Source organism: Caulobacter sp. SL161 (assembly GCF_026672375.1).
In the GTDB taxonomy this organism is placed as follows: Bacteria; Pseudomonadota; Alphaproteobacteria; order Caulobacterales; family Caulobacteraceae; genus Caulobacter.
In genome coordinates, this window is the sequence record NZ_JAPPRA010000001.1 from 890,582 (window position 1) to 914,258 (window position 23,677).

Annotated in this window: 25 protein-coding genes and 1 pseudogene; 16 read left to right on the plus strand and 10 right to left on the minus strand. The window is 67.3% G+C overall.

The genetic code is table 11. From position 1 onward, the window contains the following. Window positions 1-21 precede the first annotated feature (21 nt). Together proB and obgE are read right to left on the minus strand one after the other, a co-directional pair. Window positions 22-1,155 (minus strand): glutamate 5-kinase, encoded by a 1,134-nt coding sequence (proB, locus tag OVA11_RS04545; protein WP_096032291.1) that lies wholly within the window; start codon window positions 1,153-1,155, stop codon window positions 22-24. Continuing rightward, window positions 1,152-2,216, minus strand: coding sequence for a GTPase ObgE (gene obgE / locus OVA11_RS04550; protein ID WP_268066369.1), 1,065 nt, complete (start codon window positions 2,214-2,216; stop codon window positions 1,152-1,154). The genes proB and obgE overlap by 4 nt, the downstream gene beginning before the upstream one ends. A 208-nt stretch (window positions 2,217-2,424) precedes the next feature. On the opposite strand from obgE, the gene OVA11_RS04555 reads away from it, so the two are divergent. Then, window positions 2,425-3,384, plus strand: coding sequence for a hypothetical protein (locus tag OVA11_RS04555; RefSeq protein ID WP_268066370.1), 960 nt, complete (start codon window positions 2,425-2,427; stop codon window positions 3,382-3,384). Window positions 3,385-3,468: 84 nt separating this feature from the next. Here OVA11_RS04555 and OVA11_RS04560 read toward each other — a convergent pair whose 3' ends face one another. The 3 genes from OVA11_RS04560 to rplU all read right to left on the minus strand — a co-directional run bounded on the left by OVA11_RS04560 (window position 3,469) and on the right by rplU (window position 5,000). Then, complete coding sequence (locus OVA11_RS04560; RefSeq protein WP_268066371.1) at window positions 3,469-4,002, minus strand: GNAT family N-acetyltransferase; 534 nt, start codon at window positions 4,000-4,002, stop codon at window positions 3,469-3,471. A 182-nt stretch (window positions 4,003-4,184) separates the two neighbouring features. After that, entirely contained in the window at window positions 4,185-4,454 is a 270-nt protein-coding gene (gene rpmA, locus OVA11_RS04565) for a 50S ribosomal protein L27 (RefSeq protein WP_010918207.1), read from the minus strand. 30 nt (window positions 4,455-4,484) lie between these two features. Next, window positions 4,485-5,000, minus strand: a complete 516-nt coding sequence (gene rplU / locus OVA11_RS04570) for a 50S ribosomal protein L21 (RefSeq protein ID WP_010918208.1) — start codon at window positions 4,998-5,000, stop codon at window positions 4,485-4,487. Window positions 5,001-5,203: 203 nt separating this feature from the next. Here rplU and OVA11_RS04575 point away from each other — a divergent pair, with 203 nt between their 5' ends. Further along, window positions 5,204-5,833 carry a hypothetical protein gene (locus tag OVA11_RS04575; protein WP_268066372.1) on the plus strand — a complete coding sequence of 210 codons (630 nt, stop codon included), beginning with the start codon at window positions 5,204-5,206 and terminating at the stop codon, window positions 5,831-5,833. Between the two features lie 42 nt (window positions 5,834-5,875). Next, window positions 5,876-6,973, plus strand: coding sequence for a CobW family GTP-binding protein (locus OVA11_RS04580; RefSeq protein WP_268066373.1), 1,098 nt, complete (start codon window positions 5,876-5,878; stop codon window positions 6,971-6,973). On the opposite strand, the pseudogene OVA11_RS04585 reads toward OVA11_RS04580, so the two are convergent. Then, window positions 6,973-7,081, minus strand: a pseudogene (locus tag OVA11_RS04585) (hypothetical protein); the annotation flags it as partial. The gene OVA11_RS04580 and the pseudogene OVA11_RS04585 sit on opposite strands and share 1 nt — an antisense overlap. An 87-nt stretch (window positions 7,082-7,168) precedes the next feature. Beyond that, window positions 7,169-7,627 carry a biopolymer transporter ExbD gene (locus OVA11_RS04590; protein WP_268066374.1) on the minus strand — a complete coding sequence of 153 codons (459 nt, stop codon included), beginning with the start codon at window positions 7,625-7,627 and terminating at the stop codon, window positions 7,169-7,171. A gap of 243 nt (window positions 7,628-7,870) precedes the next feature. On the opposite strand from OVA11_RS04590, the gene OVA11_RS04595 reads away from it, so the two are divergent. After that, the gene (locus tag OVA11_RS04595; protein ID WP_268066375.1) at window positions 7,871-8,902 is read left to right on the plus strand and encodes a WD40 repeat domain-containing protein; all 1,032 of its coding nucleotides are present in this window, start codon (window positions 7,871-7,873) and stop codon (window positions 8,900-8,902) included. A gap of 52 nt (window positions 8,903-8,954) precedes the next feature. Here the strand turns inward: OVA11_RS04595 and OVA11_RS04600 are convergent, their stop codons facing one another. After that, window positions 8,955-9,617, minus strand: coding sequence for a nitroreductase (locus OVA11_RS04600; RefSeq protein WP_268066376.1), 663 nt, complete (start codon window positions 9,615-9,617; stop codon window positions 8,955-8,957). A gap of 84 nt (window positions 9,618-9,701) precedes the next feature. Here OVA11_RS04600 and mtgA point away from each other — a divergent pair, with 84 nt between their 5' ends. Both mtgA and OVA11_RS04610 read left to right on the plus strand, forming a co-directional pair. Beyond that, window positions 9,702-10,391: a monofunctional biosynthetic peptidoglycan transglycosylase gene (gene mtgA, locus OVA11_RS04605; RefSeq protein WP_268066377.1), complete on the plus strand. Its 690-nt coding sequence runs from the start codon at window positions 9,702-9,704 to the stop codon at window positions 10,389-10,391. A gap of 13 nt (window positions 10,392-10,404) precedes the next feature. Beyond that, on the plus strand, window positions 10,405-10,953 hold the full coding sequence (locus tag OVA11_RS04610) for a GNAT family N-acetyltransferase (RefSeq protein ID WP_268066378.1): 549 nt from the start codon (window positions 10,405-10,407) through the stop codon (window positions 10,951-10,953). A gap of 7 nt (window positions 10,954-10,960) precedes the next feature. Here OVA11_RS04610 and OVA11_RS04615 read toward each other — a convergent pair whose 3' ends face one another. Further along, the gene (locus OVA11_RS04615; protein WP_268066379.1) at window positions 10,961-11,731 is read right to left on the minus strand and encodes a molybdenum-dependent transcriptional regulator; all 771 of its coding nucleotides are present in this window, start codon (window positions 11,729-11,731) and stop codon (window positions 10,961-10,963) included. 71 nt (window positions 11,732-11,802) lie between these two features. Between OVA11_RS04615 and modA the strand changes: the two genes are divergently transcribed. Further along, complete coding sequence (gene modA, locus OVA11_RS04620; RefSeq protein WP_268066380.1) at window positions 11,803-12,561, plus strand: molybdate ABC transporter substrate-binding protein; 759 nt, start codon at window positions 11,803-11,805, stop codon at window positions 12,559-12,561. A gap of 2 nt (window positions 12,562-12,563) precedes the next feature. Continuing rightward, a complete protein-coding gene (modB, locus tag OVA11_RS04625) occupies window positions 12,564-13,238 on the plus strand; it encodes a molybdate ABC transporter permease subunit (protein ID WP_268066382.1) in 675 nt (224 codons plus the stop codon). Window positions 13,239-13,258: 20 nt separating this feature from the next. Here the strand turns inward: modB and OVA11_RS04630 are convergent, their stop codons facing one another. Further along, entirely contained in the window at window positions 13,259-14,086 is an 828-nt protein-coding gene (locus OVA11_RS04630; protein ID WP_164468264.1) for a LytTR family DNA-binding domain-containing protein, read from the minus strand. Between the two features lie 62 nt (window positions 14,087-14,148). Here OVA11_RS04630 and OVA11_RS04635 point away from each other — a divergent pair, with 62 nt between their 5' ends. The 8 genes from OVA11_RS04635 (at window position 14,149) to sucD (ending at window position 23,633) form a co-directional block, all read left to right on the plus strand. Then, the gene (locus tag OVA11_RS04635) at window positions 14,149-14,709 is read left to right on the plus strand and encodes a DUF2306 domain-containing protein (protein WP_268066383.1); all 561 of its coding nucleotides are present in this window, start codon (window positions 14,149-14,151) and stop codon (window positions 14,707-14,709) included. A gap of 37 nt (window positions 14,710-14,746) precedes the next feature. Next, entirely contained in the window at window positions 14,747-15,184 is a 438-nt protein-coding gene (locus OVA11_RS04640; protein ID WP_268066385.1) for a DUF2141 domain-containing protein, read from the plus strand. 10 nt (window positions 15,185-15,194) lie between these two features. Further along, window positions 15,195-16,646 (plus strand): carotenoid oxygenase family protein, encoded by a 1,452-nt coding sequence (locus OVA11_RS04645; protein WP_268066386.1) that lies wholly within the window; start codon window positions 15,195-15,197, stop codon window positions 16,644-16,646. 77 nt (window positions 16,647-16,723) lie between these two features. Beyond that, the gene (locus OVA11_RS04650) at window positions 16,724-17,434 is read left to right on the plus strand and encodes a TetR/AcrR family transcriptional regulator (RefSeq protein ID WP_268066387.1); all 711 of its coding nucleotides are present in this window, start codon (window positions 16,724-16,726) and stop codon (window positions 17,432-17,434) included. Between the two features lie 173 nt (window positions 17,435-17,607). Then, window positions 17,608-19,848: a TonB-dependent receptor gene (locus tag OVA11_RS04655; RefSeq protein WP_268066388.1), complete on the plus strand. Its 2,241-nt coding sequence runs from the start codon at window positions 17,608-17,610 to the stop codon at window positions 19,846-19,848. A gap of 68 nt (window positions 19,849-19,916) precedes the next feature. Beyond that, a complete protein-coding gene (locus OVA11_RS04660; RefSeq protein WP_268066389.1) occupies window positions 19,917-21,233 on the plus strand; it encodes a spinster family MFS transporter in 1,317 nt (438 codons plus the stop codon). A gap of 315 nt (window positions 21,234-21,548) precedes the next feature. Continuing rightward, the gene (gene sucC / locus OVA11_RS04665; protein WP_096052679.1) at window positions 21,549-22,748 is read left to right on the plus strand and encodes an ADP-forming succinate--CoA ligase subunit beta; all 1,200 of its coding nucleotides are present in this window, start codon (window positions 21,549-21,551) and stop codon (window positions 22,746-22,748) included. After that, a complete protein-coding gene (gene sucD, locus OVA11_RS04670) occupies window positions 22,749-23,633 on the plus strand; it encodes a succinate--CoA ligase subunit alpha (protein WP_010918227.1) in 885 nt (294 codons plus the stop codon). It begins immediately after the preceding gene. The last annotated feature ends 44 nt before the right edge of the window (window positions 23,634-23,677 follow it).

Consider the following 23,677-nt stretch of genomic DNA (forward strand, 5'->3'; position numbering starts at 1 on the left):
GAATGCTCGTACTGGAAAGGTCTAGTGGGCTACGGCGAGGTCGTCGGCATGGATCATCGGACCCTCGGTAAAGCCGAGTTCGGCCTCGATGGCGTCCGAGCGCAGGCCCGCGATCCGCTGGGCGTCGGCGCTGTCATAGCGCACGAGGCCCCGGGCGACCTCACGGCCGTTTTCGTCGCGAACGCGGACGGCGTCGCCCTTGTCGAACGGGCCCTCGACGGCGCGGACACCGGCGGGCAGCAGGCTCTTGCCGGCCAGCAACGCGCTGGCCGCCCCGGCGTCGACCGTGACCCAGCCCTGGGGCGCCAGCGAGCCGGCGATCCAGGCCTTGTAGGCGGCGGCGGGCGAGGCTCCCGCCTCGATCAGGGTGGCCTTTTCGCCGGCCGCGATGGCCGCCAGCGGGCGAGGGCGCGAGCCCAGGGTGATCAGGGTGGCGCAGCCGGCGGCGCGGGCGATGCGGGCGGCGGCGATCTTGGTGGCCATGCCGCCGGTGCCGACGCCGGCGGCGGCGTTGGCCCCCTCGGCCATGCCGGCGATCTCCGGGGTGATCTCGGAGACCCGCGGGATATGCTCGGCCTTGGGGTTCTTGCGCGGGTCGGCGGTGTAGAGGCCGTCAATGTCCGACAGCAGCACCAGGAGGTCGGCGCCGGCCATCTGGGCGACGCGCGCGGCCAGGCGGTCGTTGTCGCCGTACCGGATCTCCTCGGTCACGACGGTGTCGTTCTCATTGACCACGGGGACGACGCCCAAGCCCATCAGGGTTTCGGTCGTCGCGCGGGCGTTCAGCCAGCGGCGGCGCATCTCGGTGTCGTCGCGGGTCAGCAGGATCTGGGCGACGCCGATCCCGTGCGGCTCGAAAGCTTCTTCCCAGGCGCGCATCAGGAGGCTCTGGCCTGCGGCGGCGGCGGCCTGCTTTTCAGGCAGGGTGGTCTTTCGACCGGTCAGCCCAAGCCGACGACGGCCCAGGGCCACCGCACCGGACGAGACCACGAGCACCTGTTTGCCGGCGGCGCGCAGGTCGGCGGCGTCGGCGCAGAACGCCTCCAGCCAGGCGCGATTGGCTGCGCCCGTCTCGGCGTCGACCAGCAGGGCCGAGCCGACCTTGAACACGATGCGGCGGGCGGCCTCGAAAGCTCCCTGGGAGCCCGACGTCACGGCGTCCAGCCTCCAGGGGTCTCGTCGACGTGATCCTCGTCGTCGTCGATCTCTTCCTCGAGGTCGCCGCGACGGATGCGGACCTGCTTGTAGGCGGCGCGCAGCAGTTCGGTCACGCCCTGGCCGGACACGCCGGAAACCAGGCGAGGCTTGATCCCCGATACGGCTTCCAGCTCGGCGACCTTCTCGGCGAGGGTTTCCTCGTCCAGGGCGTCGATCTTGTTCAGCGCCAGGATCTCGGCCTTGTCGGCCAGTTCGTCGCCATATGCCTCGAGCTCGCCCCGGATCGTCTCATAGGCGCCGGCGACGTCTTCCTGGGTGGCGTCGATCAGGTGGATCAGGGTCGCCGAGCGTTCGACGTGGCCAAGGAAGCGGGTGCCGAGCCCCGCGCCCTCGGAAGCGCCCTCGATCAGGCCGGGAATGTCGGCCAGCACGAAGCGCTCGCTGCTGGACAGATCCACGACCCCCAGGTTGGGGGTCAGGGTGGTGAAGGGATAGTCGGCGATCTTCGGCTTGGCGGCGCTGGCGGCCGCCAGGAAGGTCGACTTGCCGGCGTTGGGCAGGCCCACCAGACCGACATCGGCGATCAGCTTCAGGCGAAGCCAGATCCAGCGCTCCTCGCCTTCCTGGCCGGGATTGGCGTACTTGGGCGCCTGATTGACCGGGCCCTTGAAGTGCAGGTTGCCCCAGCCGCCGTTGCCGCCCTTGGCCAGCAGCAGGCGCATGCCGGCGTGATCGAGGTCGGCGATCAGGGTTTCCTTGTCTTCCTCCAGCACCTCGGTGCCGACCGGGACCTTCAGGACGACGTCTTCGCCGGCCGCGCCATGCCGCGCTCGGCCCATGCCGTGCACGCCCGTGCCGGCCTTGAAGTGCTGCTGATAGCGATAGTCGATCAGGGTGTTGAGGCCTTCGACGGCCTCGATCCACACGTCGCCGCCGCGACCGCCGTCGCCGCCGTCCGGGCCGCCGTACTCGATGTACTTTTCGCGGCGGAACGACACCGATCCGCCGCCGCCGTTACCGGAGCGGATATAGATCTTGCATTGGTCCAAGAATTTCATGGGGTCCTTTTGTCCCAAGGCGTCCCGCGCGTCGAGCCCAAACGCCGTTTGGGCGCGCTCTGGCCTGTGTCGCTTGGTCACGGTCTCTGCAAACGTTAAACCGCGACCGGCGTTCGCCATCGTGACGAAATGTTAAAACAAGGAGTGCGACAAAGAATCTTGGCAGCAAAAACCGTCGTTTCTTCTACGGCGGAGCAGGAGGCTGACCTTGGCGAGTGAAGAAGAAGTCGTAGCGTTGCTGGCGAAGGATCTGCGCGATCTGTCGACGCAGGAGCTCCACCGCAAGTATAGCACAGAGGCTTCTACGCATCGCAACATCCTGATCGGTCGGGGCACCGGCGTCGCGCCGCAGTGGCGGGATTTCAAGACTTTCCTGGGCGAAGTGGGCCCCAGGCCGTCCACCGATCACAGCCTCGTCTTGCTCAACCGATACGAGCGCACCTATGGCCCGGGCCGCGCGCGCTGGATGACCGCCGAGGAACAGGCCGCTCATGAGGCCGAGTTCGACCGGCTCCGCGCCGAGCAGATGCGCGAGGAGCAGCTTCTCCTGCACAAGGCCGCCGCCACCAAGCGCGCCAACACCCCGGGCGCGCCGTCGTTCGGCCAGTGGACGCCGATGGGCGGCAAGCTGGTCACCTATCCAGACGTGGCCAAGAAGCTGGCGATTCCGGTCAACGCCCTGTCCAAGACCATGCCGCCTGGCTCCACCGCCGACGAACTGGTCAAGCGCGCCGCCACGGCCGCCGACCTGATCAACGAGAACGCCACCTGGCTGCCGCCGGACCCGGTGCGCAAGGCCGGCTTCTTCGAGGCCTACCGCATCTGGCACCTGCAGGTTCAGCCGCAGTTCGGCCGCGCCGCAACGCCGACGTTTCTGTTTCTCTACATCGCCCTGCCGGTCATGAAGCAGTGCCGTGACGAACTGATGGATCTCGATCTTTGGAACCCGTTGGGTCAGCGGGCGCTGAACGCGCGCGACAACCACCCGGCGTGGAAGAAGTACACCGAGTTCATGCCGCGCGCTCAGGTGGCGATGATGGAGATCCCCATCTACGCCACCTATTCGCTGCTCAGCGATCTGGACGCCCTTTGTGAGCGGATCGTCACGGCCGAGAAGCGCTTCCGCGAAGGTCCGCAGAAGGTGATCCACACGCACCGGGCGGCGTAGAGACGGCTAGGCGGCCCGCTCCGTCTCGTCGGTTCGCGCCGATCCTCCTTGCCCGCAAAACGGGGGAGGGAGCGTTCAGCGCCGTCAGGCCAGCCAGACCATCATCCGCGTCGCCGCCGGTTCCCCGCGCGCGATCGACGGCTTGTGCTCGACCACACCCGTATACAGAAACCCGGCCTTGACCAACACGCGGCCCGAGGCCTCGTTGTCGGCGAAGTGGCCGGCGGTGACACGCCGCTTGCGCCAGATCGAGCGCGTCCAGTCCAGCGCACCGCGCGCCGCCTCGGTGGCGTAGCCTCGACCCCAGTAGGGGCGGCCGATCCAATAACCCAGCTCGACGGGACCACCAGGATTGGTGAAGAGGCCGACGACTCCGATCAGGCCCTCATTCGCCAGATCGATCGCGAAGGTGTTGTCGCGCGTGCGGTCCTGCGTGCCGCACCGAGCCACGAACTCTTCGGCATGGCCGCGCGTGTAGGGCGAGGGCATGCGCGTCGTCATGCGCGCCACCTCATGATCGACGCAGAAGGCCGCCACGCGCTCGACATCGGCCTTGGCCGGCGTGCGCAGCGTGAGCCGCCGGGTTTCGATCACAGGACTTTCTTCGATGACGCACATCGGCGCCTCCCAGGTTTCTCCGGCCCTCTTTCCTCCGGGACCGTGACGCCGCCATGGCCAAGCCTGTTTCAGCGGCGCGACAAAACAAAAGCGGGGAGCCCGGCGTCCGGACTCCCCGCTAGAGATCGTCTGTCCGGATCGTCTTCTTGCGAAGCACGACCCGAAAGAAACCTGGTTCGTGCTTACTCGGCCGGCTGAGCGGCCGGGGTCACGGTCACGTAGGTGCGATTGTGCTTCTTGGTCACGAAGCCCACCGCGCCCTGGACGAGCGCAAAGAGGGTGTGATCCTTGCCAATGCCCACGCCCGAACCCGGGTAGAACTTGGTGCCGCGCTGACGCACGAGGATGTTGCCGGCGAGAACCTTCTCGCCGCCGAACTTCTTCACGCCAAGGCGCTTCGACTCTGAGTCGCGACCGTTGCTGGACGAGCCGCCTGATTTCTTGTGAGCCATCTTGCTCTCCTACCTTAGAAGGCGTCGCCCTTAGGCTTCGCCTTCCTCCGTCTTGGCGGCGGCCTTCTTAGGGGCGGCCTTCTTCTTCGGGGCGGCTTCGGCCTTGGCCGGAGCGGCTTCGACCGGAGCCGGGATCGTCGCCGGAACGGCGGCGTCGCCGAGGCCACGGGCGCGGGCGTCGAGGATAACCTTCGGGGTCAGGTCGATCGTACCTTCCCACTTGGCTTCCTTGCCGGCGCCGGCCACCGACGTGACGCGCACGACGGATTCGAACTGGCGGTGACCGCGGGTGCGGCGGTAGCCCTGACGGCGGATCTTCTTGAAGATCTTCACCTTCTCGCCCTTGCGGGTTTCGAGCAGGGTTCCGGAGACGACAGCGCCGTCCACGGTGGGGGCGCCGACCGTCACGGCCTCGCCTTCGCCAAGCATCAGGACTTCACCGAAGGCCACGGCCGCGCCGGGTTCACCTTCGAGCTTTTCGACCACCAGCAGGTCGCCGGCTTGAACCCGGTACTGCTTGCCGCCGGTTTTGATCACCGCGTACATAGGTTAGCGCCTTAAAAACGTGCGTTCGCAAAATAGGGAACGCCCGCTCGGAAACCCGGCGGGCGAAGAGGGCGCGACTTATACAGCCCAAGGCTCGGGAGTCAACGGCGTAGCGGCGGATTCAGCCGAGGTGCGCGACGAAAGCACACAAGAGGGCGGGTACCCTCTGGAATGTTACTTTATAACACGCTATATGCCCTTCCGTGACCTCGCCCTTCTTCGCCTCGATCGCCGTCACCGCCTTTGCGGTCGCCTTTCTGCACGCCGCGCTGCCGACTCACTGGCTGCCGTTCGTGCTGGTCGGGCGCGCGCAGAAATGGTCGACGGGCCGCACGCTGGGCGTGACCCTGCTGGCGGGCGTCGGGCATGTGGGACTGACCATCGCGCTTGGCCTGGCGCTGGTGCTGGCGGGCATGGCCCTGCAACCCTCGCTGGGCGGGCTGTTTCACTGGATTGTGGGCGGGCTGATGGTCGCGGTCGGCGTCTTCTATATTGTGCGCGGCCGCCACAACCACGCCCTGCCGGAGGCGAGCCGCCGGATCTACGCCTCCGATCGCGCCGCGATCGCCGCCCTGGTGACCTTGCTGACGCTGTCGCCGTGCGAGGCCTTCCTGCCCTACTATCTGGCCGGCATGGAGCATGGCTGGGTCGCCTTCCTGGTGCTCAGCGCGATCCTGACCGCCGCCACCGCCGCGGGCATGCTGATCTTCACCAGTCTCAGTCTGGCCGGCTTCAAGCGCCTGGGGCTGCAGTGGGTTGAGCGCTATGAGGAAACCATTCTCGGCGTGGCCCTTGTCCTGGTGGGCCTGGCCGTTGCGTTCCTCAAGACGTAAAGGCGGCTTCCGCTGGACGGCCTGGGCCCCTAAATAGCGGCCATGACCCAGACTGTCCCGACCTCCGGCAAGATCCCCGTCACCGTGCTCACCGGCTATCTCGGCGCCGGCAAGACCACGTTGCTCAACCGCATCCTCACCGAGGAGCACGGCAAGCGCTACGCCGTGATCGTCAACGAGTTCGGCGAGGTCGGCATCGACAACGACCTGGTGGTCGGCGCCGATGAAGAAGTGTTCGAGATGAACAACGGCTGCGTCTGCTGCACCGTGCGCGGCGACCTGATCCGGGTTCTCCAGGGCCTGATGAAGCGAAAGGGCGGCTTCGACGCCATCATCGTCGAGACGACGGGCCTGGCCGATCCGGGCCCCGTGGCTCAGACCTTCTTTGTCGACGATGACGTCAAGGCGCGCACCGCCCTCGACTCGGTCACGGCCGTGGTCGACGCCAAGCACATCCTGCTGCGCCTGTCTGACAGCAGGGAGGCCGTCGAGCAGATCGCCTTCGCCGACCAGATCGTGCTGAACAAGACCGACCTCGTCTCGGAAGACGACCTGCGCCACGTCGAGGCGCGCATCCGTCGGATCAACCCGCTGGCCCCGATCCACCGCGCCCAGCGCTCGAACGTCCCGCTGGACGCCATCCTGGGCAAGCACAGCTTCGATCTCGAGCGGATCACGGACCTGGAGCCAGATTTCCTCAATCCGGCCCATGGCGAGCCGGGGCACGTGCACGATGAGCACTGCGACCACCATCACCATCACGACCATGACCACGTGCATGACGAGCACTGCGGTCACGACCACCACCATCATCATCACGACCACAAGAGCGAAGTCCACGATGACGGCGTGAAGGGCATCTCGCTGACGCTGGACAAGCCGGTCGACGGCCAGAAGATCACCGCCTGGCTCAATGATCTGCTGGCCCGTCGCGGCCCCGACATCCTGCGCGCCAAGGGCATCATCGACGTGAAGGGCGAGGACAAGCGTCTCGTCTTCCAGGCGGTGCACATGATCCTGGAGGGTGACTTCCAGCGCCCATGGACCGACAAGGACAAGCGCTACAGCCGCATGGTCTTCATCGGTCGCGATCTCGACGAGGCCGAGCTGCGCGCAGGCTTCGAGGCGACGGCGGCTTAAGGCGACTCTCGAATCCTCCCCCTAGAGGGGGAGGTGTCGACGAAGTCGACGGAGGGGGAAGAAGCCGGCTCAGCAGGACTCCCCCCCTCCGGCCTTCGGCCGCCTCCCCCACGGGGAGAGGATTTCAGACAAACAAAAAAGCCCCGGAGCCTGAAGCTCCGGGGCTTTCGTGTTTCTGGCTGTCGCCGAGGGTCCTTAGCGGATGTCCTCGTTGATCAGGCCGACCTTGAACCAGCCCGAGGTCTGCAGCTGGTTCAGCACGCCCATGAAGTCGGCGTACAGCACGTCGGCGTCGGCGCGGATCATGATGCGCTGATCGTCCTTCGGGCCGGCTTGGCCGGTGGCGGCGAACTTGGCGTTCAGATCGTACTCGAGGTTGTCGAGGCTGCTCTGCTTGTCGGCGATGAAGATCGCGCCCGACTTCTGGATCGAGATGAAGACCGGTTCCTTCGGCTTCGGCGCGTTCGGCGGCGGCGGAACGGCCGGCGGCAGGTCGATCTTGATGGACGTCACGGCCATCGGCACGGCGACCATGAAGATGATCAGCAGCACCAGAAGAATGTCCACGAAGGGCGTGACGTTGATTTCGGAATTCTGGCCCAGATCGTAACGGCCACCACCGCCGCCAGCAAGTTTAGCCGCCATAGCCTGCACTGTCTCCCAGAAGGCCGCGCGCGTCGCGCACGCCTGAAATGTCGTTACCTCGCCACGTCTGGCGCAGACGGGCGCGGAAGTAAAGCCCGACGACGCGGCGCAATAGCAACCCCCTTTTTGACTCTTTTTGACGGAACGCCGTTCGAATGGGCGCCGCAGCGCATCGAGGTTCGCGCGAGGCGCGAATGTGGCGCTTCCCGAAAGAGTCTAGTCGCCGCCGCCGGTGTGTCTTATCTCGCGCGCATGATCTTTTCGTTCGACGCCTTTGTCACAAACGCCCTGTTTGATCGCTCCGGCCGCGCCATGTTCGCGCTCGGCGACGGTACGGTTCGCCTGCAGACCGACGAGGGATTCGTCACGGTCGAGGCGCATGGCGGCCCACTGGGCGGCGCGGTCCTGGCGGCGGCGGTCCACCCCAGCGGCGCGGGGATCGTCACCGGCGGTGACGACGGCCGCGTGGTCTGGAGCCGAATCGAGGGCGGCGAGATCGTCGCCACCCTGATCGCCGAGGTGAACAACAAGTGGATCGAGCACGTGGCGACCAGCCCCGCCTCGGGTCTGATCGCCTTCACCGCGGGCAAGGACGTCCATGTCCGCGACGCCGCCGATCGGGCCTTCGCGCGCAACTTCCCGCATGAAAAGACGGTGTCGGGTCTGGCGTTCGAGCCCAAGGGGCGGCGCCTGGCCTCGGCGACCTATGGCGGCGCCTATCTGTGGTACGCGCGGATCGCCGATCAGAAGCCGACGGTCCTCAAGTGGGCCGGCAGCCATATCGCGGTGGAGTTCAGCCCGGACGGCAAGTTCCTGATCTCGTCCATGCAGGAAAACCAGCTGCACGGCTGGCGCCTGTCGGACGGCAAGGACATGCGGATGGGCGGCTATCCGTCCAAGATCAAAAGCGTGGCCTTCTTCGACAAGGGCAATCTCCTGGCCACGGCCGGCGCCTCGGGCGCGGTCATCTGGCCGTTCGCCGGGGCCAACGGGCCCATGGGCAAGGAGGCCGCCGAGATCGGCTTCTCGCGCGATTCGATGGTGGTCCGCGTGGCGGGGATCGATCCCCAACCGGTCTGCATCGCCGGCCAGGACAACGGCAAGATCTGGGCGGCGCACATGCGCAACGGCCGCATCGAGACCCTCAAGGCCGAGAAGGGCGCGTCCATCAGCGCCCTGTCGGTCAGCGCCGACGGCAGGCAGATGGCCTGGGGAGACGAGAGCGGCGAGGCCGGGGTGCTGGAGATCCCCGACCTGTCCGGCCCGCGCCAGTTTGTAGGGTAGTCTGGCAATCCCGATCCCCCCGGCGTTCGCCGGGGAAATCGGAAGTAGAGCCCTAGAAGCCCTTCAGCTCCGCCCATTCCTCGAACGGCGCCCGACGCGACCGGAAATTGTTCACCGGGGCGTCGGCGTCGCGGTAGCCCAGCGCCATGCCCGAGAACAGCATGTGGTCTTCGGGCAGGCCGACATGCTCGTCGACCAGCTTGTTGTAGTGCGACCAGAACTCCTGGGGGCAGGTGTCGAGACCGCGCTCGACCGCCAGCAGCATGAAGGTCTGCATCAGCATGCCGACATCGCTCCACTGCGGCGGGCCGCAGCGACGGTCGATCGAGAAGAACAGCTGCACCGGCGCGCCGAAGCCCTGGCCGTTGTTGGCGAACCACTGCAAGCGCTGCAGCTTGTCCTCGCGCGGAATGCCCAGCGCGCCGTACATGTCCTCGCCGACCTGGAAGCGGCGGCTGCGCAGCGGCTCCCACAGGTTGGCCGGATAGACGTCGTATTCGGTGGGATCGGGCGAGGCCACGCGTTGCAGCATGGCGGCCTTCAGAGCCTCCAGCGGCGCGCCGCCCACGACCTGGACCCGCCAGGGCTGGAGATTGCCGCCCGAAGGCGCGCGCGCGGCGGCCTCCAGCAGATCGCGGATCAGCCCGGCGTCGACCGGATCGGGCTTGAAAGCGCGCACCGACATGCGGCGGTTCACGGCGTCGATCACGTCCATCGAAAGCTCCCTTAACCCGATATGTTTATGCCGCGCGACAGCGGCGTTTGCTGTGGTTAGCATCCGTCCGCTGCGTCAAGACAAGTGGGGCGTTTCGTGCGGCGGCTTTTGCGCAATCTTCTTCTGGCCTTGTTCCTGGTGCTGGTCGCCGGGCCTGTTGTGGCGGTCATCCTCTACCGCTTCGTTCCGCCGCCGGTGACGCCTCTGATGGTGATCCGCGCCGTCGAGGGGCGCGGGCTGGACCATCGCTGGCGTCCGATGGACAAGATCTCGCCGACCTTGCCGCGCGCCCTGATCGCCGCCGAGGACGCCAAGTTCTGCGAGCATCGCGGCTTCGACTTCGAAGCGCTGCAGAAGGCCTACGAGAACAATGAGTCGGGCCGCAAGATCCGAGGCGGTTCCACGATCAGCCAGCAGACGGCCAAGAACGTCTTCCTGTGGCCGGGGCGCTCCTATGTCCGCAAGGGGCTGGAGGCCTGGTTCACGGTGCTGATCGAGACCTTCTGGGGCAAGAAGCGGATCATGGAGGTCTATATGAACTCCATCGAGTACGGCTCGGGCATCTACGGCGCCGAGGCCGCCGCCCAGCGCTATTTCGGCGTCAGCGCCGCCAAGCTGACCCAGGCCCAGTCCGCCCGTCTGGCGGCCATCCTGCCCAGTCCGCTGAAGTGGAAGGTGATCAAGCCGGGCAAGTACGTGGCCAAGCGCACCAAGAAGATCGGCAAGGCCTCGGGCGCCGTGCGGCGCGACGGCCTGGCCGATTGCGTGGCTTGAGACGGAGATCGCCATGCCTGTCGCCCCCGGCCCGACGCTCGAGACCGAACGCCTGATTCTGCGACCGCCGGCCGATGCGGATCTGGATCGCTGGGCGCAGATGATGGCCGATCCGGTCGCCGCGCGCTTCATCGGCGGTCAGCAGCCGCGCGCCACGGCCTGGCGGTTCATGGCGACGATGGCCGGCTCTTGGGCCCTGAACGGCTTTGGCATGTTCTCGGTCATCGAGAAGGCCTCCGACCAATGGCTGGGCCGGATCGGGCCCTGGCGCCCCGAGGGTTGGCCGGGGACCGAGGTCGGCTGGGGCCTGCACCCCGACGCCTGGGGGCGAGGCTATGCGGTTGAGGCGGCGAGCGCGACGATCGACTGGGTGGTGGATCACCTGGGATGGACCGACATCATCCACTGCATCGATCCGGAGAACACGCCCTCCCAGGCGGTCGCCCAGCGCCTGGGCTCGGTCAATCGCGGGCTGGGGCGTCTGCCGCCGCCGTTCGAGGATCATGTCGTCGAGATCTGGGGGCAGACCGCCGACCATTGGCGGGCCCGTCGAAAGCGCTAGGACGGGTTTAGTCCACGGCCAGGATCACGTCAGCGGTGGCGATCGAGACGACGACGGCGTCGCCGGGAGCCAAGTCCCAGCCGGGCGCGTCCGCTCCGACCGTGGCCACCAGCGACTTGCCGGCGGACAGACCGATCGTCAGTTCGGCGGCGGCCTGACCGCCCTCGCGGTCGAGGATCCGCGCCTCCAGCCTGTTTTCCGCCGGCGACCCGTCCAGCCGGATGAAGCTGGACTTGATCAAGGCGATGGCCGGGCGACCGGGCGCGAGGCCCAGATCCTCCACGCTGCGTCGGGTGACCCGGGCGGTGAGGCCAAGAGCCTCGCCGATGTCCAGGGTGACGGTGGCGGTGACATCATCTTCACTGATCATCGTCACGACGCCCCGCAGGGCGTTGCGGGCGCTGGTGCGCAGGCCAAGGCTCCAGAGCATTTCGGCGTCGCTCGACAGGTCGGCTTCCAGCCGCGCGAAGGCGGCGCTCACCTCCCGCTCGGCGGCGCGAAAGGCGCGGATCACGGCATGCCCCCGGGCGGTCACCTGGGCCGCCCCGCCGGCGCGCCCGCCGGGCGCGGCGCTGACCAGCGGCGCGTCGAACAGGTTGTTCAGCGCCTGCACGCCGTCCCAGGCGCCCTTGTAGGAGAGACCGGCTTCCTTGGCGGCCGCGCTGATCGAGCCATGCCGCGCCACGGCCTCCAGCAAGGCGATGCGCTCCAGGCCCACGCGCGCCAGCCCGCCGCGCTTGAGGATCAGGGAGGCGCGGAAGTCGATGTCGCTGCTCACTGGTCGGACCCGGCTTTCATCGTTATGCAGTTAGACTGCATAACCGCTGCACTGGCCTCAAGGCATACCAGATGATGGCTCGTCGTCCGACGCTGATCGCCGTTCTGCTTAGTGTCTGGTCCCTCACCGTCGCCGGCGCGGCCCTGGCCGGCGAGGCCAAGGTGGCGGTCGCCGCCAACTTCACCGAACCGGCCAAGGCGATCGCCGCGCGCTTCAAGGCCAGGACCGGCCATGACGCCGTGCTGAGCTTCGGATCCTCGGGCCAGTTCTACACCCAGATCGCCAACGGCGCGCCGTACGAGGTCTTGCTCTCGGCGGACGTGGAGCGTCCCCAGAAGGCCGAGGCGGCGGGTCTGGCCGTGGCGGGATCGCGCTTCACCTACGCCACCGGGCGCCTTGTGCTGTTCAGCCGGACGCCCGGCCTTGTCGACGGCAGGGGCGCGGTGCTGGCGAGCGGCCGGCTCGGCAAGCTGGCGATCGCCGATCCCAAGGTTGCGCCCTATGGCCAGGCGGCGATCGAAACCTTGACCCGGCTGAAGCGCTACGACGCCTTAAAGACCAAGATCGTCATGGGCGCCTCGATCACCCAGGCCTTCCAGTTCGTCCAGACCGGCGCGGCGGAGCTGGGCTTCGTGGCGCTGTCCCAGGTCGTAAACGACAAGGGCGGCTCGCGCTGGATCGTGCCGGCCGCAAACCACACCCCGATTGAGCAGCAGGCGGTTCTGCTGAAGACCGGCGTGAACAACGACGCCGCCACGGCCTTTCTGACGTTCCTCAAGAGCGCCGAGGCCAAGGCCATCATCCGCCGCTACGGCTACGAGGCGCGCTGATCGTGGGCGAGGTGCTGTGGCTGACGGCGAAGCTGGCGGGGATCACCACCCTGCTTCTGCTGTTGCTGGCCACCCCGTTGTCCTGGTGGCTGGCCCGAGGCCGCTCGACCCTCCGCACGCCCGTCACCGCCATCGTCGCCCTGCCGATCGTCCTGCCGCCGACCGTGCTGGGTTTCTACCTGCTGATCGCTTTGGGACCCAACAGCCCGCTGATGGCGCTGCTGCAGCCGTTCGGGGTGCGGACCCTGGCCTTCACCTTCGAGGGGCTGGTGATCGGCTCGCTGATCTACTCGCTGCCCTTCGCCGTCCAGCCGCTGCGCAACGCCTTCCTGGCTATCGGCGACGAGCCGCTGGAAGCCGCCGCCAGCCTGGGCGCCTCGCGCGCCCAGACCTTCTGGCGGGTGGCCCTGCCGTTGGCGCTGCCAGGCTATGTGGCCGCCGCCATCCTGACCTTCGCCCACACGGTCGGCGAGTTCGGCGTGGTGATGATGTTGGGCGGAAACATCCCGGGCGAGACCACGGTGCTGTCGACCGAGATCTATCGCCTGGTCGAGGCGCTGGAATGGGGCGAGGCCCACCGCCTGTCGCTGCTGCTGCTGGCCTTCGCCTTCCTGGTGCTGTTCGTCCTGCTGGCGCTTGAGGCGCGGTCGAAGATCCTGCTGCGCACCCGCGCTTGAAGCCGCAACGACGTGATCGCTTAGAACCAGCCCGCCTCGCGCAGGGCCTTGGCGTAGGCGCGGCTGACAGGCGCTTCGAGTCCGCCCTTCAACCGCAAGGTCGCGCGCCCATCGGCACGACGGGCGTCTTCGACAGCGGACTTCGCCACCCACCACGACCGGTGGGTCTGGGCGCCTTCGATACCCTCCAGTTCGGCGACCGCGTCGGACAGACGCATCAGGATCAGGTCCTGGCCGCGTGAGGTGTGCAGGCGCAGGTAATGGTCCTGCGCCTCGACAGCGTGAAGTTCGGCGCCGCGCAGCTTGACAGGCAAGCGCTCCAGGAAACGCGGCGCGGCGGCGCCGACGGGTGCGGCGTGGGTTTCCACCGGGCGGCGCTGGACCAGGAAGTTCAGCGCGGTCATGCCGGTCGTGACGATGAACACCGGGCCCACATATAGCGACAGCGTCTGAGGACGGGGCGAGCCGTGGAAGGCCAGCTCGCTGACCAGCCAGACCACGCCCGTGAAGGGCAGGGTGATGCCGATCACCGTGAAGGCGCCATAGAGCCAGGGGCGCGCGTCCGCCCGACCCTCGTGTCCGATCAGATGGGTGACCGCCGTGCCGACGACGGCGCCCGCCAGGCAGAGCCCGACCCAGTAGGCCAGCCGGACGCCCATCGGCGCGGCGTCGCTGCCGAACGCCCCGATCAAGGCCAGGAACACGCCGGCCGCCGCCGAGACGGCGAAGCCCCGCAGGCTCTGCCGTGTGGCCATGGCCATTCGCGAAGCGTGAACGGCGCCGGCCAGCCGTTCACGAAACGAGGCCGGCGACTGACGCAACGACGATTGAGGCACGGACCCGACCACTCCACCAAGGCTTTCGACGGCGAGGCGATCCACCGCCCCGCTCGAACCGGGAGTGAAGGAAGATGGACCCGCAGGGCAAGTCAATCTCGCAGGCTTCGGATCGCTGGAGCGGTCTGCGCAACGCCGCCTTGGGCGTCGGCGCCGCGACGCTGATTGTCGCGCTGACGGCGCCGGGCGTGTTCACCGACCTTGGCGCTTTCGCCCAGCAAGTCCGGTTCCAGCCTCACGCGCCCGATTTCTCGCGGATCGCCGCCGCGCCGACGGTGGTCCAGGTCCACCTGTTCTCAGCCCTGACGGCCCTGGCCATCGGCGTCGTCCTGATGATGCGGGTGAAGGGCTCGACCCTGCACAAGCTCCTGGGCTGGACCTGGGTGCTGGCGATGGGCTCTACGGCGGTGAGCTCGCTGTTCATCCGCGAGATCAATCACGGCGCCTTCAGCTTCATCCACCTGCTGTCGGGCTGGACCATCGTCGGCCTGCCGGGCGCGGTCTACGCCATCAAGCGCGGAAAGGTCTCGGCGCACCGCAAGGCCATGACCGGCATGTTCGTCGGCGGGCTGCTGGTGGCCGGCGTCTTCACCTTTCTCCCCGGTCGCCTGCTCTGGACCGTGTTCCTGGGCTGACCCTCCACCTCATCCGAACCCAAGAAGGACCAACCTCATGACCCTCGTTCGCACGCTCGCCCTGGCCCTGGCGGCCGCTTCTCTCCTGAGCCCCGCCGCGCGCGCTCAGGAGACGTTCGGCGAGCTGACCCTGACCTTCCCCGGCCTCAAGGCCAAGCAGGGCCAGATCATGATCGCCGTCTTCGACAGCCCGCAGGGCTGGGCGTCGGGCAAGCCTGTCCGCTTCGCCAACGTCTCGGCCGCGCAGGATCCTGCCTCGGCCAAGATTCTGGCCTTGCCGCCGGGTTCCTACGCCGTGCGCGCGTTCCAGGACGTCGATGGCGACGGCAAGATGGCGACCAACCCCTTCGGCATGCCGACCGAGCCCTACGGCTTCTCGCGCGACGCCCAGCCGAACATGGGCCCGCCCGCGTTCGACGCCGCCGCCTTTGAGGTGAAGGCCGGCGCCAACACGCAATCCCTCCGCCTGAACTGAGGACCAAGCCATGAACCGGCGCGACATCCTGCGCGGCGCGGCCCTGACGGGCGCCGCCGCCGTCCTCACCCCCGAAACCCTCTGGGCCGCCGCCGCCAGCGACTGGACCCTCGGCATCGCCGACGTCGAGGCGGACATCGCGCCGACCGGCCTGACCCGGATTCACGGTCGCGCGCCCGCCGACCTGACGGGTACGCTGTTCCGCAACGGCCCGGCGAAGTTCCGCCGTCCGGGCGGTTCGGTCGGCCACTGGTTCGACGGCGACGGCATGATCCGCAAGTTCCAGATGGCCGACGGCCAGGCGCGCATGGCGGCGCGGTTCGTCGACACCGTCAAACGACGCCAGGACACCGCCGCCAACGCGGTCATCACCCCCGGCTATGGCACGCCTTCGGGGCCCGGCGCGCGGCTCGGTTCGGCCGACGACGCCAACGCCGCCAACACCTCGGTGATGATGGCGGGCGGCGAGCTCTGGGCGCTCTGGGAGGGCGGCTCGCCGACGGCGATGGACCCCGTCTCGCTGGAGACGCGCGGGTTCAAGGCGCTGAGCCCCGAGATGAAGGGCATGCCGTTCCTGGCCCATCCGCGCGTGCAGCCGGACGGCACGGTCTGGAACCTGGGCCTGGCGGGCAAGCGGGCGGTGGTCTGGAACCTGTCGGCCGACGGCGCCCTGCGCAAGGCCGAGGTCATCACCCTGCCGCGCGCCGGCTACATGCACGACTTCACCGCCACTGCGCGCAGCCTGGTCATCATCCTTCAGCCCTGGGTGCAGGAGGGTATGCAGATGCCGATCGCGACCAACATGGCCTGGCGGCCGGAGCTGGGGACCAAGGTTCTGGTGCTCGACAAGGACGATCTCTCAAAGCGTCGCGTGTTCGAGCTGCCGCCCTTCTTCTTCTTCCATCTGGGCGACGCCTGGGAGGAGGCCGACGGGACGATCCGCTTCGACGCCTGCATCGACAAGGATCCTTCTGGAACGGCGGCGAACGGCGGGGCGATCGTGCGCGGCGAGTTCCTCAAGGCCCCGCCGCCGCGCCGGGCTATGATCACCCTGCGCGCCAACGGCCAGGCCGAGCTGGCCGCCGAGGCGGTCAGCGCCGAGTTCCCGCGCTCGGATCCGCGCTTTGCGGGCCTGGCGCGGCGCTACGCGGTGCATCTGACCAACGAGCGGCCGGATCGTCCGCTGTTCCAGAGCGTGGCCGTCCGCGACTGGAAGAGGGATCGCGACCAGGTCTTCGACTTCGGCGCGCGTCACCTTGTCGAGGAGATGGTCTTCGCCCCGCGTCCGGGCTCTTCGGCGGAGCTGGACGGCTGGCTGGTGGGCACGACGCTCAATCTGGACGCTCGGGCGACCGAGCTGCATGTGTTCGACGCCCGCCATGTGGACAGGGGACCGGTGGCGACCTGGCGCGCGCCGGTGGCCCTGCCGGTGACCTTCCACGGGGTGTTCGTCGGGGCCTGAGCGAACGGCGGTCCTTGCCAGGGCCGCCGCGTTGCGCCTATCCGAGGGCGGAGCTTCATCAAGGCGGGCCCGTCCTCATGACCGCAACCAAGTCCCGCGCCCGCGCCGGCGGACGGGGTCGCCCGTCCAAGGCCAAGGGTCTGGACCTGAAGGAAACCATCCTCGACGCGGCCGAGGGGCTGTTCGCGCGCCACGGCTTCTATGGGGTCACCACCCGCCAGGTGGCGGCCGAGGCCGGCGTCGACACCGCCCTGATCCACTACTACTTCGGCGCCAAGCGCGAGCTGTTCGACGCGGTGTTCCTGCGCCGCGCGGAGATCCTCAACCAGGCCCGCGAGGCCTCGATGAACGCCTATGTGAAGGCGCACGCCGGCGCGATGACCGTCGAGGGCGTCATTGAGGCCTTCATCGATCCGCTGCTGCGGATCTCGCAGGACGGCGGTCAGGGCTGGAAAAGCTACTTCGTCTTGGTGGCGCAGGTGAACAACACGCCCGCCTGGGGCGGCGAGACCATGACCCGCTTCTTCGATCCGGTGGTCCACCAGCTGGTCGAGACGCTCAAGACGGTGCGGCCCGAGGCCGCCTATCGCGACCTCTACTGGTGCTACCAGTTCCTCACCGGCTCGATGATGCTGACCCTTTCGGAGACCGGTCGGATCGACTCCCTGTCGGAAGGCGAATGCCATTCCAGCGATCTTGAAGCCGTTCGGCAGCGCTTGTTCGCCTATTGCGCCGCCGGCTTCGAGGCGGTGATCGCCAAGCAAAACAAGGCCCTGACGAGCGGCTGATCCGCCACACCCGCTCCATTTTTCATCACCTGATGAAAAAGGGCTGGCGTCCTGCGCCGGTTCGGGTGATGGTGGTCGCAATTCGCTGTTCGATGAATTGGCGGAGCTCCGAGCACGCGTCCGCGAAAGACGGATCCGGCTCGGGAGGGCGGAACACTAGGGAGGGGAAACCCATGACTTCGATGTGGAAGGTCGCGCTGCTGGCTGGCGCTGCGTGGAGCACGATCGCCGGCGCCGCGTCGGCTCAGCAGGCCCCGGCCGCTGACAACTCGGTTTCGGTCGACGAGGTGACGGTCACCGCGCGTCGTCGCGAGGAAAATCTGAAGGACGTGCCCGTCGCCGTCTCGGCCTTCTCGGCCGAGAAGCTGGAACGCCAGGGCGGTACGGACATCACCGTCCTTTCGCAGACCACCCCGAACATCACGGTGCAGACCGCCCGCGGTTCGAACTCGACCCTGATCAGCTACATCCGCGGCGTGGGTCAGCAGGACCCGCTGTGGGGCTATGAGCCCGGCGTCGGCCTCTATGTCGACGACGTCTACATCTACCGCCCGCAGGGCGCCGTGCTCGACATCTTCGACATCGAGCGCATCGAAGTACTGCGCGGCCCGCAGGGCACGCTGTACGGCCGCAACACCATCGGCGGCGCGATCAAGTACGTGACCAAGCGTCTGGGCGATGAAGCCGGCGCCAAGATCCGCGGCACCTACGGCAGCTACAACCAGACCGATGTGCTGGTGTCGGGCCAGACCCCGGTCGGCGGCGGCCTGTCGGTCGGCGGCTCCTACGCCCTCTACAAGCGCGACGGTTACGGCTCCAACCTGACCACCGGCGCCGAGCACTACAACAAGGACGTCGAGGCCTTCCGCCTCAGCGCCGAGTACCAGCCGACCGAGGACCTGTTCTTCCGTCTGGCCTATGACAAGGTGGTCGACGACTCCAACCCGCGTCACGGTCACCGCGAACTGCCGGCCCTGGTCGGCGGTTACAAGGTTCTGGACATCTATGACACCCAGGCGGGCCTGGGCGACAAGAACCACGTGATGACCAAGGGCGTGTCGCTAACCGCTCAATGGAACGCCAGCGACACCGTCACCCTCAAGTCGATCACCGCCAACCGTCGCGGCCACACCGACACCGTCATCGACTTCGACGGCACGCCGCTGCCGACGCTGGACATTCCGGCGACCTATGATGACCGCTCGTTCTCGCAGGAACTACAGGCCGTCTATTCGGACGAGAACGTCCAAGGCGTCTTCGGCCTCTACTACATGAACAGCCAGGCCTCGGGCGAGTTCGACACCATCGCCGGCAACCTCGGCGTGGCCATCGCCAACGGCGGTAAGGTCAACACCCAGAGCTTCGCGGCCTTCTTCGACTTCAGCGCCAACCTGACCGACCGGTTCAAGGTCTCGCTGGGCGCCCGCGCCACCCGCGACGCCAAGCGCGCCAACGTCTATCGCTTCTTCTATCTCGGCGCGACGCGCACGCCCTACCAGGGCGGAACCCCGCGTCCGATCCTGCAGACGCGCACCAACTACAACGCCGAAAAGACCTTCCAGCAGTTCACCCCGCGCATCTCGGCCTCGTATGACCTGAACGACGACCTGACGAGCTATGTCTCGTTCTCGAAGGGGTACAAGTCGGGCGGCTGGGACATGCGCGGCGACGCGTTCATCACCCCGCAGACGGTCAACGGCTACAAGCCCGAGGTCGTGAAGACTTACGAAGCCGGCCTGAAGGGCTACATGTTCGAGCGCCGCGTCTCGTTCTCGTCGGCGGCCTTCCTGTCGAAGTACACTGACCAGCAGGTCACGACCCAGGTCGTGGTGCCCTCGGGCATCGCCAGCTCGGTCGACAACGCCGGCGCCTCGACCCTGTACGGCGTCGAGTTCGAAGCCAACGCCAAGCTGAGCGCCAACCTGTCGGCCAATGTCGCGCTGGGCTACATCCACGCCGAGTACGACACCTTCAGCCGCTTCGTGCCGGCCGGCGCGCCGAACCCGCTGAACCCGTCGACGACCCTGGCCACCGGCCAGATCGTCAACGTGGCCGACCTCTACGGCTTCCAGAACACCCCGGAATGGACGGGCAATGTCAGCCTGACCTGGCGCGGCGATCTGGCCGGCGGCGATCTGGCCATCACCCCGATGGTCAGCTACCGCGACGCCTATCAGCAGTTCGAGCAGCCTCTGCCGCTGCTGGACCAGAAGGCCTTCACCCTGGTCGACCTGACGGCTCAGTGGACCGCGCCGGGCGGCCGCTACAAGCTGGCCCTGACCGGCAAGAACCTGACCAATGAGAAGTACCGCACCGGCGGCTACAACTTCGGGGTCCCGACCTACAACAATGCGGTGATCGGCTTCTACGGACCGCCGCGCACCGTGGCCGCTTCGATCGAGGTGGCGTTCTAATCTAGGCGATAGCTGCTCGGGCGGGACTTGCTGCAACAGGTCCCGCCCTTTTTGTATCTGTACGGGCGTTGAGGAGGGCGAGCATGAGCGAGGACGTGAACAAGGCTGAAACGGCCGGGCGGAGCGGTCGCTACCGCTACGTGGTGCTGGCCATGCTGATCCTGGCCTACACCTTCAACTTCCTGGATCGGCAGATCCTCGGGATCCTGGCCGGGTCGATCAAGGCCGAGCTGCATCTGACCGACACCCAGCTGGGCCTGATGGGCGGCGTCGCGTTCGCTGCGCTTTACACCACGCTGGGCGTGCCGCTGGCGTGGCTGGCCGATCGGGTCAGCCGCACCTGGATCATGACCGTGGCCCTGACCGTTTGGAGCGGCTTCACCGTCGCCTGCGGCCTGGCGGGCGGCTTCTGGAGCCTGTTCCTGGCGCGCATGGGCGTCGGCGTCGGCGAGGCGGGCGGCGTGGCGCCAGCCTATTCGCTGATCTCGGACTATTTCCCCAAGGAGCAGCGCGCCAGAGCGTTGGCGGTCTACTCGTTCGGCATTCCGTTAGGCACGGCCTTGGGCGTGCTGTTCGGCGGTCTGATCGCGGCCTATGTCGACTGGCGCTTCGCCTTCATCGCCGTGGGCCTGGCAGGCGTCGCCTTTGCCCCGATCTTCAAGTGGGTGGTCAAGGACCCAGTGCGCGGCGGTCTCGACCGCGCGCCGGGCGAAGTCGCGCCCGCCGAGCCGCCCAAGGCGCCAGCGTTCGGTAAGGTCCTGACCACCATCATGCCCAAGCCCAGCTTCTGGCTGCTGTCGTTCGGCGCGGCCTCTTCGTCGATCTGCGGCTATGGCGTGGCCTTCTGGCTGCCGACCTTCTTCCAGCGCAGCTTCGGCCTCTCGCTGACCGACCGCGCGCTGTACTACAGCGCCCTGTCCCTGATCGGCGGGGTGGCGGGCATCTGGCTGGGCGGCGTCCTGGCCGACCGCTTCGGCGCCAAGAACAAGGCCGCCTACGCCCTGGCGCCGGCCATCTGCTTCCTGGTGGCCCTGCCGTGCTTCCTGCTGGCGATGAACGTCCAGTCGATGCTGGTCGCCTTCCTGCTGTTCCTGATCCCGACCGGCCTGAACCTGGCGTGGCTGGGGCCCGTGGTCGCCGCCGTCCAGCACCTGGCGCCGCCGTCGATGCGGACCACGACCTCGGCCCTGTTCCTGCTGATCAACAATCTTCTGGGCCTGGCCGTGGGGCTCTGGTTCTTCGGCTACGTGTCCGACCTGCTCACCCCGCGCTATGGCGTAGAATCGATGCGATACGCGCTCTACTATGGGTTGGGCTTCTACGCCGTCGCCGCGCTCCTGCTGATCATCGCCTCGCGCCGATTGCAGAAAGACTGGGTCGATTAGGCGGTCATTACCCGCTCGATTTAACGCCACAGGGGCGAGCAAGCGCCACCGAGAGGCGATGACAACGTTGCCATCGCGGTGCTGGACTTTGCGCGTGCTGACACCGATGGACACCCCGTTGAATGGGACCGGTAACAATCGCGTGCGGTCAAGGGCTTCCTTGCCGCCGTCGCCCAAACGGGCGGCGACGGTGGCCTATCGGACAAGATAACCGCGCAAGCCTTCACCTTATCGCCCACACGCGGTTGCGCCTGCGAAACAGCGCTCCTATAACCCGGCCACATTTCAGAAAGCCGTCGTCGAGACCGGGCCCTCATGAACATCCACGAACATCAAGCCAAAGCCGTACTCGCCGAGTTCGGCGCCCCCGTGCCGCGCGGCTTCGCCGCCTTCACGCCCGATGAAGCCGCCGCCGCCGCTGAAAAGCTGGGCGGGCCCGTCTTCGTCGTGAAGAGCCAGATCCACGCCGGTGGCCGTGGCAAGGGCAAGTTCGAGGGCCTGGGCCCCGACGCCAAGGGCGGCGTCCGCGTCGTCAAGTCGGTCGACGAAGTCCGTTCGAACGCCGAGGAAATGCTGGGCCGCGTCCTTGTGACGCACCAGACCGGCCCGAAGGGCAAGCAGGTCAACCGCCTTTACATCGAAGAAGGCGCGGCGATCGCCAAGGAATTCTACCTGTCGCTGCTGGTCGACCGCGCGTCGAGCAAGGTCTCGGTCGTCGCTTCGACCGAAGGCGGCATGGACATCGAAGACGTCGCGCACTCGACGCCCGAGAAGATCCACACCTTCACCATCGACCCGGCGACGGGCGTGTGGCCGACCCATCACCGCGCCCTGGCCAAGGCTTTGGGCCTGACCGGCGGTCTGGCCAAGGAAGCCGCCTCGCTGCTGAACCAGCTCTATACCGCGTTCATGGCCAAGGACATGGCCATGCTGGAGATCAACCCGCTGATCGTGACGGCGGATGATCACCTGCGCGTTCTGGACGCCAAGCTGTCGTTCGACGGCAACAGCCTGTTCCGTCACCCGGACATCAAGGCGCTGCGCGACGAGAGCGAAGAAGACCCCAAGGAAATCGAAGCGTCGAAGTACGACCTAGCCTACATCGCCCTGGACGGCGAAATCGGCTGCATGGTCAACGGCGCCGGTCTGGCCATGGCCACCATGGACATCATCAAGCTGTACGGCGCCGAGCCGGCCAACTTCCTGGATGTCGGCGGCGGCGCCAGCAAGGAGAAGGTCACCGCGGCCTTCAAGATCATCACCGCCGATCCGGCCGTCAAAGGCATCCTGGTCAACATCTTCGGCGGCATCATGCGCTGCGACATCATCGCCGAAGGCGTGATCGCTGCGGTGAAGGAAGTCGGTCTCCAGGTTCCGCTGGTCGTCCGTCTGGAAGGCACCAACGTCGAACTCGGCAAGAAAATCATCTCGGAAAGCGGCCTGAACGTCATCGCCGCCAACGATCTGTCTGACGGCGCCGAGAAGATCGTCGCCGCTGTGAAGGGCGCCCGCTAAATGTCGGTTCTGATCGGTTCCCACACCAAGGTCATCTGCCAGGGCATCACCGGCGCTCAAGGCACGTTCCACACCGAGCAGGCCATCGCGTACGGCACGCAGATGGTCGGCGGCGTCACCCCGGGCAAGGGCGGTCAAACCCACATCGGCCTGCCGGTGTTCGACACCGTCGCCGAAGCCAAGGACCGCACCGGCGCCGACGCCTCGGTGATCTACGTCCCGCCGCCCTTCGCGGCCGACTCGATCCTGGAGGCCATCGAGGCCGAGATCCCGCTGATCGTCTGCATCACCGAGGGCATCCCGGTGCTGGACATGGTCAAGGTCAAGAAGGCCCTGCAAGGCTCCAAGTCGCGCCTGATCGGCCCGAACTGCCCGGGCGTCCTGACGCCCAAGCAGTGCAAGATCGGCATCATGCCGGGCTCGATCTTTTCGGAAGGCAGCGTCGGCGTCGTGTCGCGTTCGGGCACCCTGACATACGAAGCCGTGTTCCAGACCACCAATGCGGGCCTGGGCCAAACGACCGCCGTCGGCATCGGCGGCGACCCGGTCAAGGGCACCGAGTTCATCGACGTCCTGGAAATGTTCCTGGCCGACGAAGCCACCAAGTCGATCGTCATGATCGGTGAAATCGGCGGCTCGGCCGAAGAAGAAGCGGCCCAGTTCCTGAAGGACGAAGCCAAGCGCGGCCGCAAGAAGCCGATGGTCGGCTTCATCGCCGGTCGCACGGCTCCTCCCGGCCGTCACATGGGCCACGCCGGCGCCATCGTGTCGGGCGGCAAGGGCGGCGCCGAGGACAAGATCGCGGCGATGGAAGATGCGGGCATCCGCGTCTCGCCGTCGCCGGCCAAGCTGGGTGAGACCCTGCTGGAAGTCCTGAAGGGCTAAACTAGACACCGAGACCCCGCCTCGCGCGGGGCCCAGGTTTTTTG

Bases quoted from the DNA above. Each gene is read 5' to 3' on its own strand.
- modA (WP_268066380.1), top strand. From the start codon at position 11,803: ATGATGGCTCGTCGTCCGACGCTGATCGCCGTTCTGCTTAGTGTCTGG.
- rplU (WP_010918208.1), bottom strand. From the start codon at position 5,000: ATGTACGCGGTGATCAAAACCGGCGGCAAGCAGTACCGGGTTCAAGCC.
- OVA11_RS04645 (WP_268066386.1), top strand. From the start codon at position 15,195: ATGAACCGGCGCGACATCCTGCGCGGCGCGGCCCTGACGGGCGCCGCC.
- sucD (WP_010918227.1), top strand. From the start codon at position 22,749: ATGTCGGTTCTGATCGGTTCCCACACCAAGGTCATCTGCCAGGGCATC.
- obgE (WP_268066369.1), bottom strand. From the start codon at position 2,216: ATGAAATTCTTGGACCAATGCAAGATCTATATCCGCTCCGGTAACGGC.
- sucC (WP_096052679.1), top strand. From the start codon at position 21,549: ATGAACATCCACGAACATCAAGCCAAAGCCGTACTCGCCGAGTTCGGC.
- OVA11_RS04655 (WP_268066388.1), top strand. From the start codon at position 17,608: ATGACTTCGATGTGGAAGGTCGCGCTGCTGGCTGGCGCTGCGTGGAGC.
- OVA11_RS04595 (WP_268066375.1), top strand. From the start codon at position 7,871: ATGATCTTTTCGTTCGACGCCTTTGTCACAAACGCCCTGTTTGATCGC.
- OVA11_RS04635 (WP_268066383.1), top strand. From the start codon at position 14,149: ATGGACCCGCAGGGCAAGTCAATCTCGCAGGCTTCGGATCGCTGGAGC.
- OVA11_RS04600 (WP_268066376.1), bottom strand. From the start codon at position 9,617: ATGGACGTGATCGACGCCGTGAACCGCCGCATGTCGGTGCGCGCTTTC.
- OVA11_RS04650 (WP_268066387.1), top strand. From the start codon at position 16,724: ATGACCGCAACCAAGTCCCGCGCCCGCGCCGGCGGACGGGGTCGCCCG.
- OVA11_RS04610 (WP_268066378.1), top strand. From the start codon at position 10,405: ATGCCTGTCGCCCCCGGCCCGACGCTCGAGACCGAACGCCTGATTCTG.
- OVA11_RS04580 (WP_268066373.1), top strand. From the start codon at position 5,876: ATGACCCAGACTGTCCCGACCTCCGGCAAGATCCCCGTCACCGTGCTC.
- rpmA (WP_010918207.1), bottom strand. From the start codon at position 4,454: ATGGCTCACAAGAAATCAGGCGGCTCGTCCAGCAACGGTCGCGACTCA.
- OVA11_RS04560 (WP_268066371.1), bottom strand. From the start codon at position 4,002: ATGTGCGTCATCGAAGAAAGTCCTGTGATCGAAACCCGGCGGCTCACG.
- OVA11_RS04640 (WP_268066385.1), top strand. From the start codon at position 14,747: ATGACCCTCGTTCGCACGCTCGCCCTGGCCCTGGCGGCCGCTTCTCTC.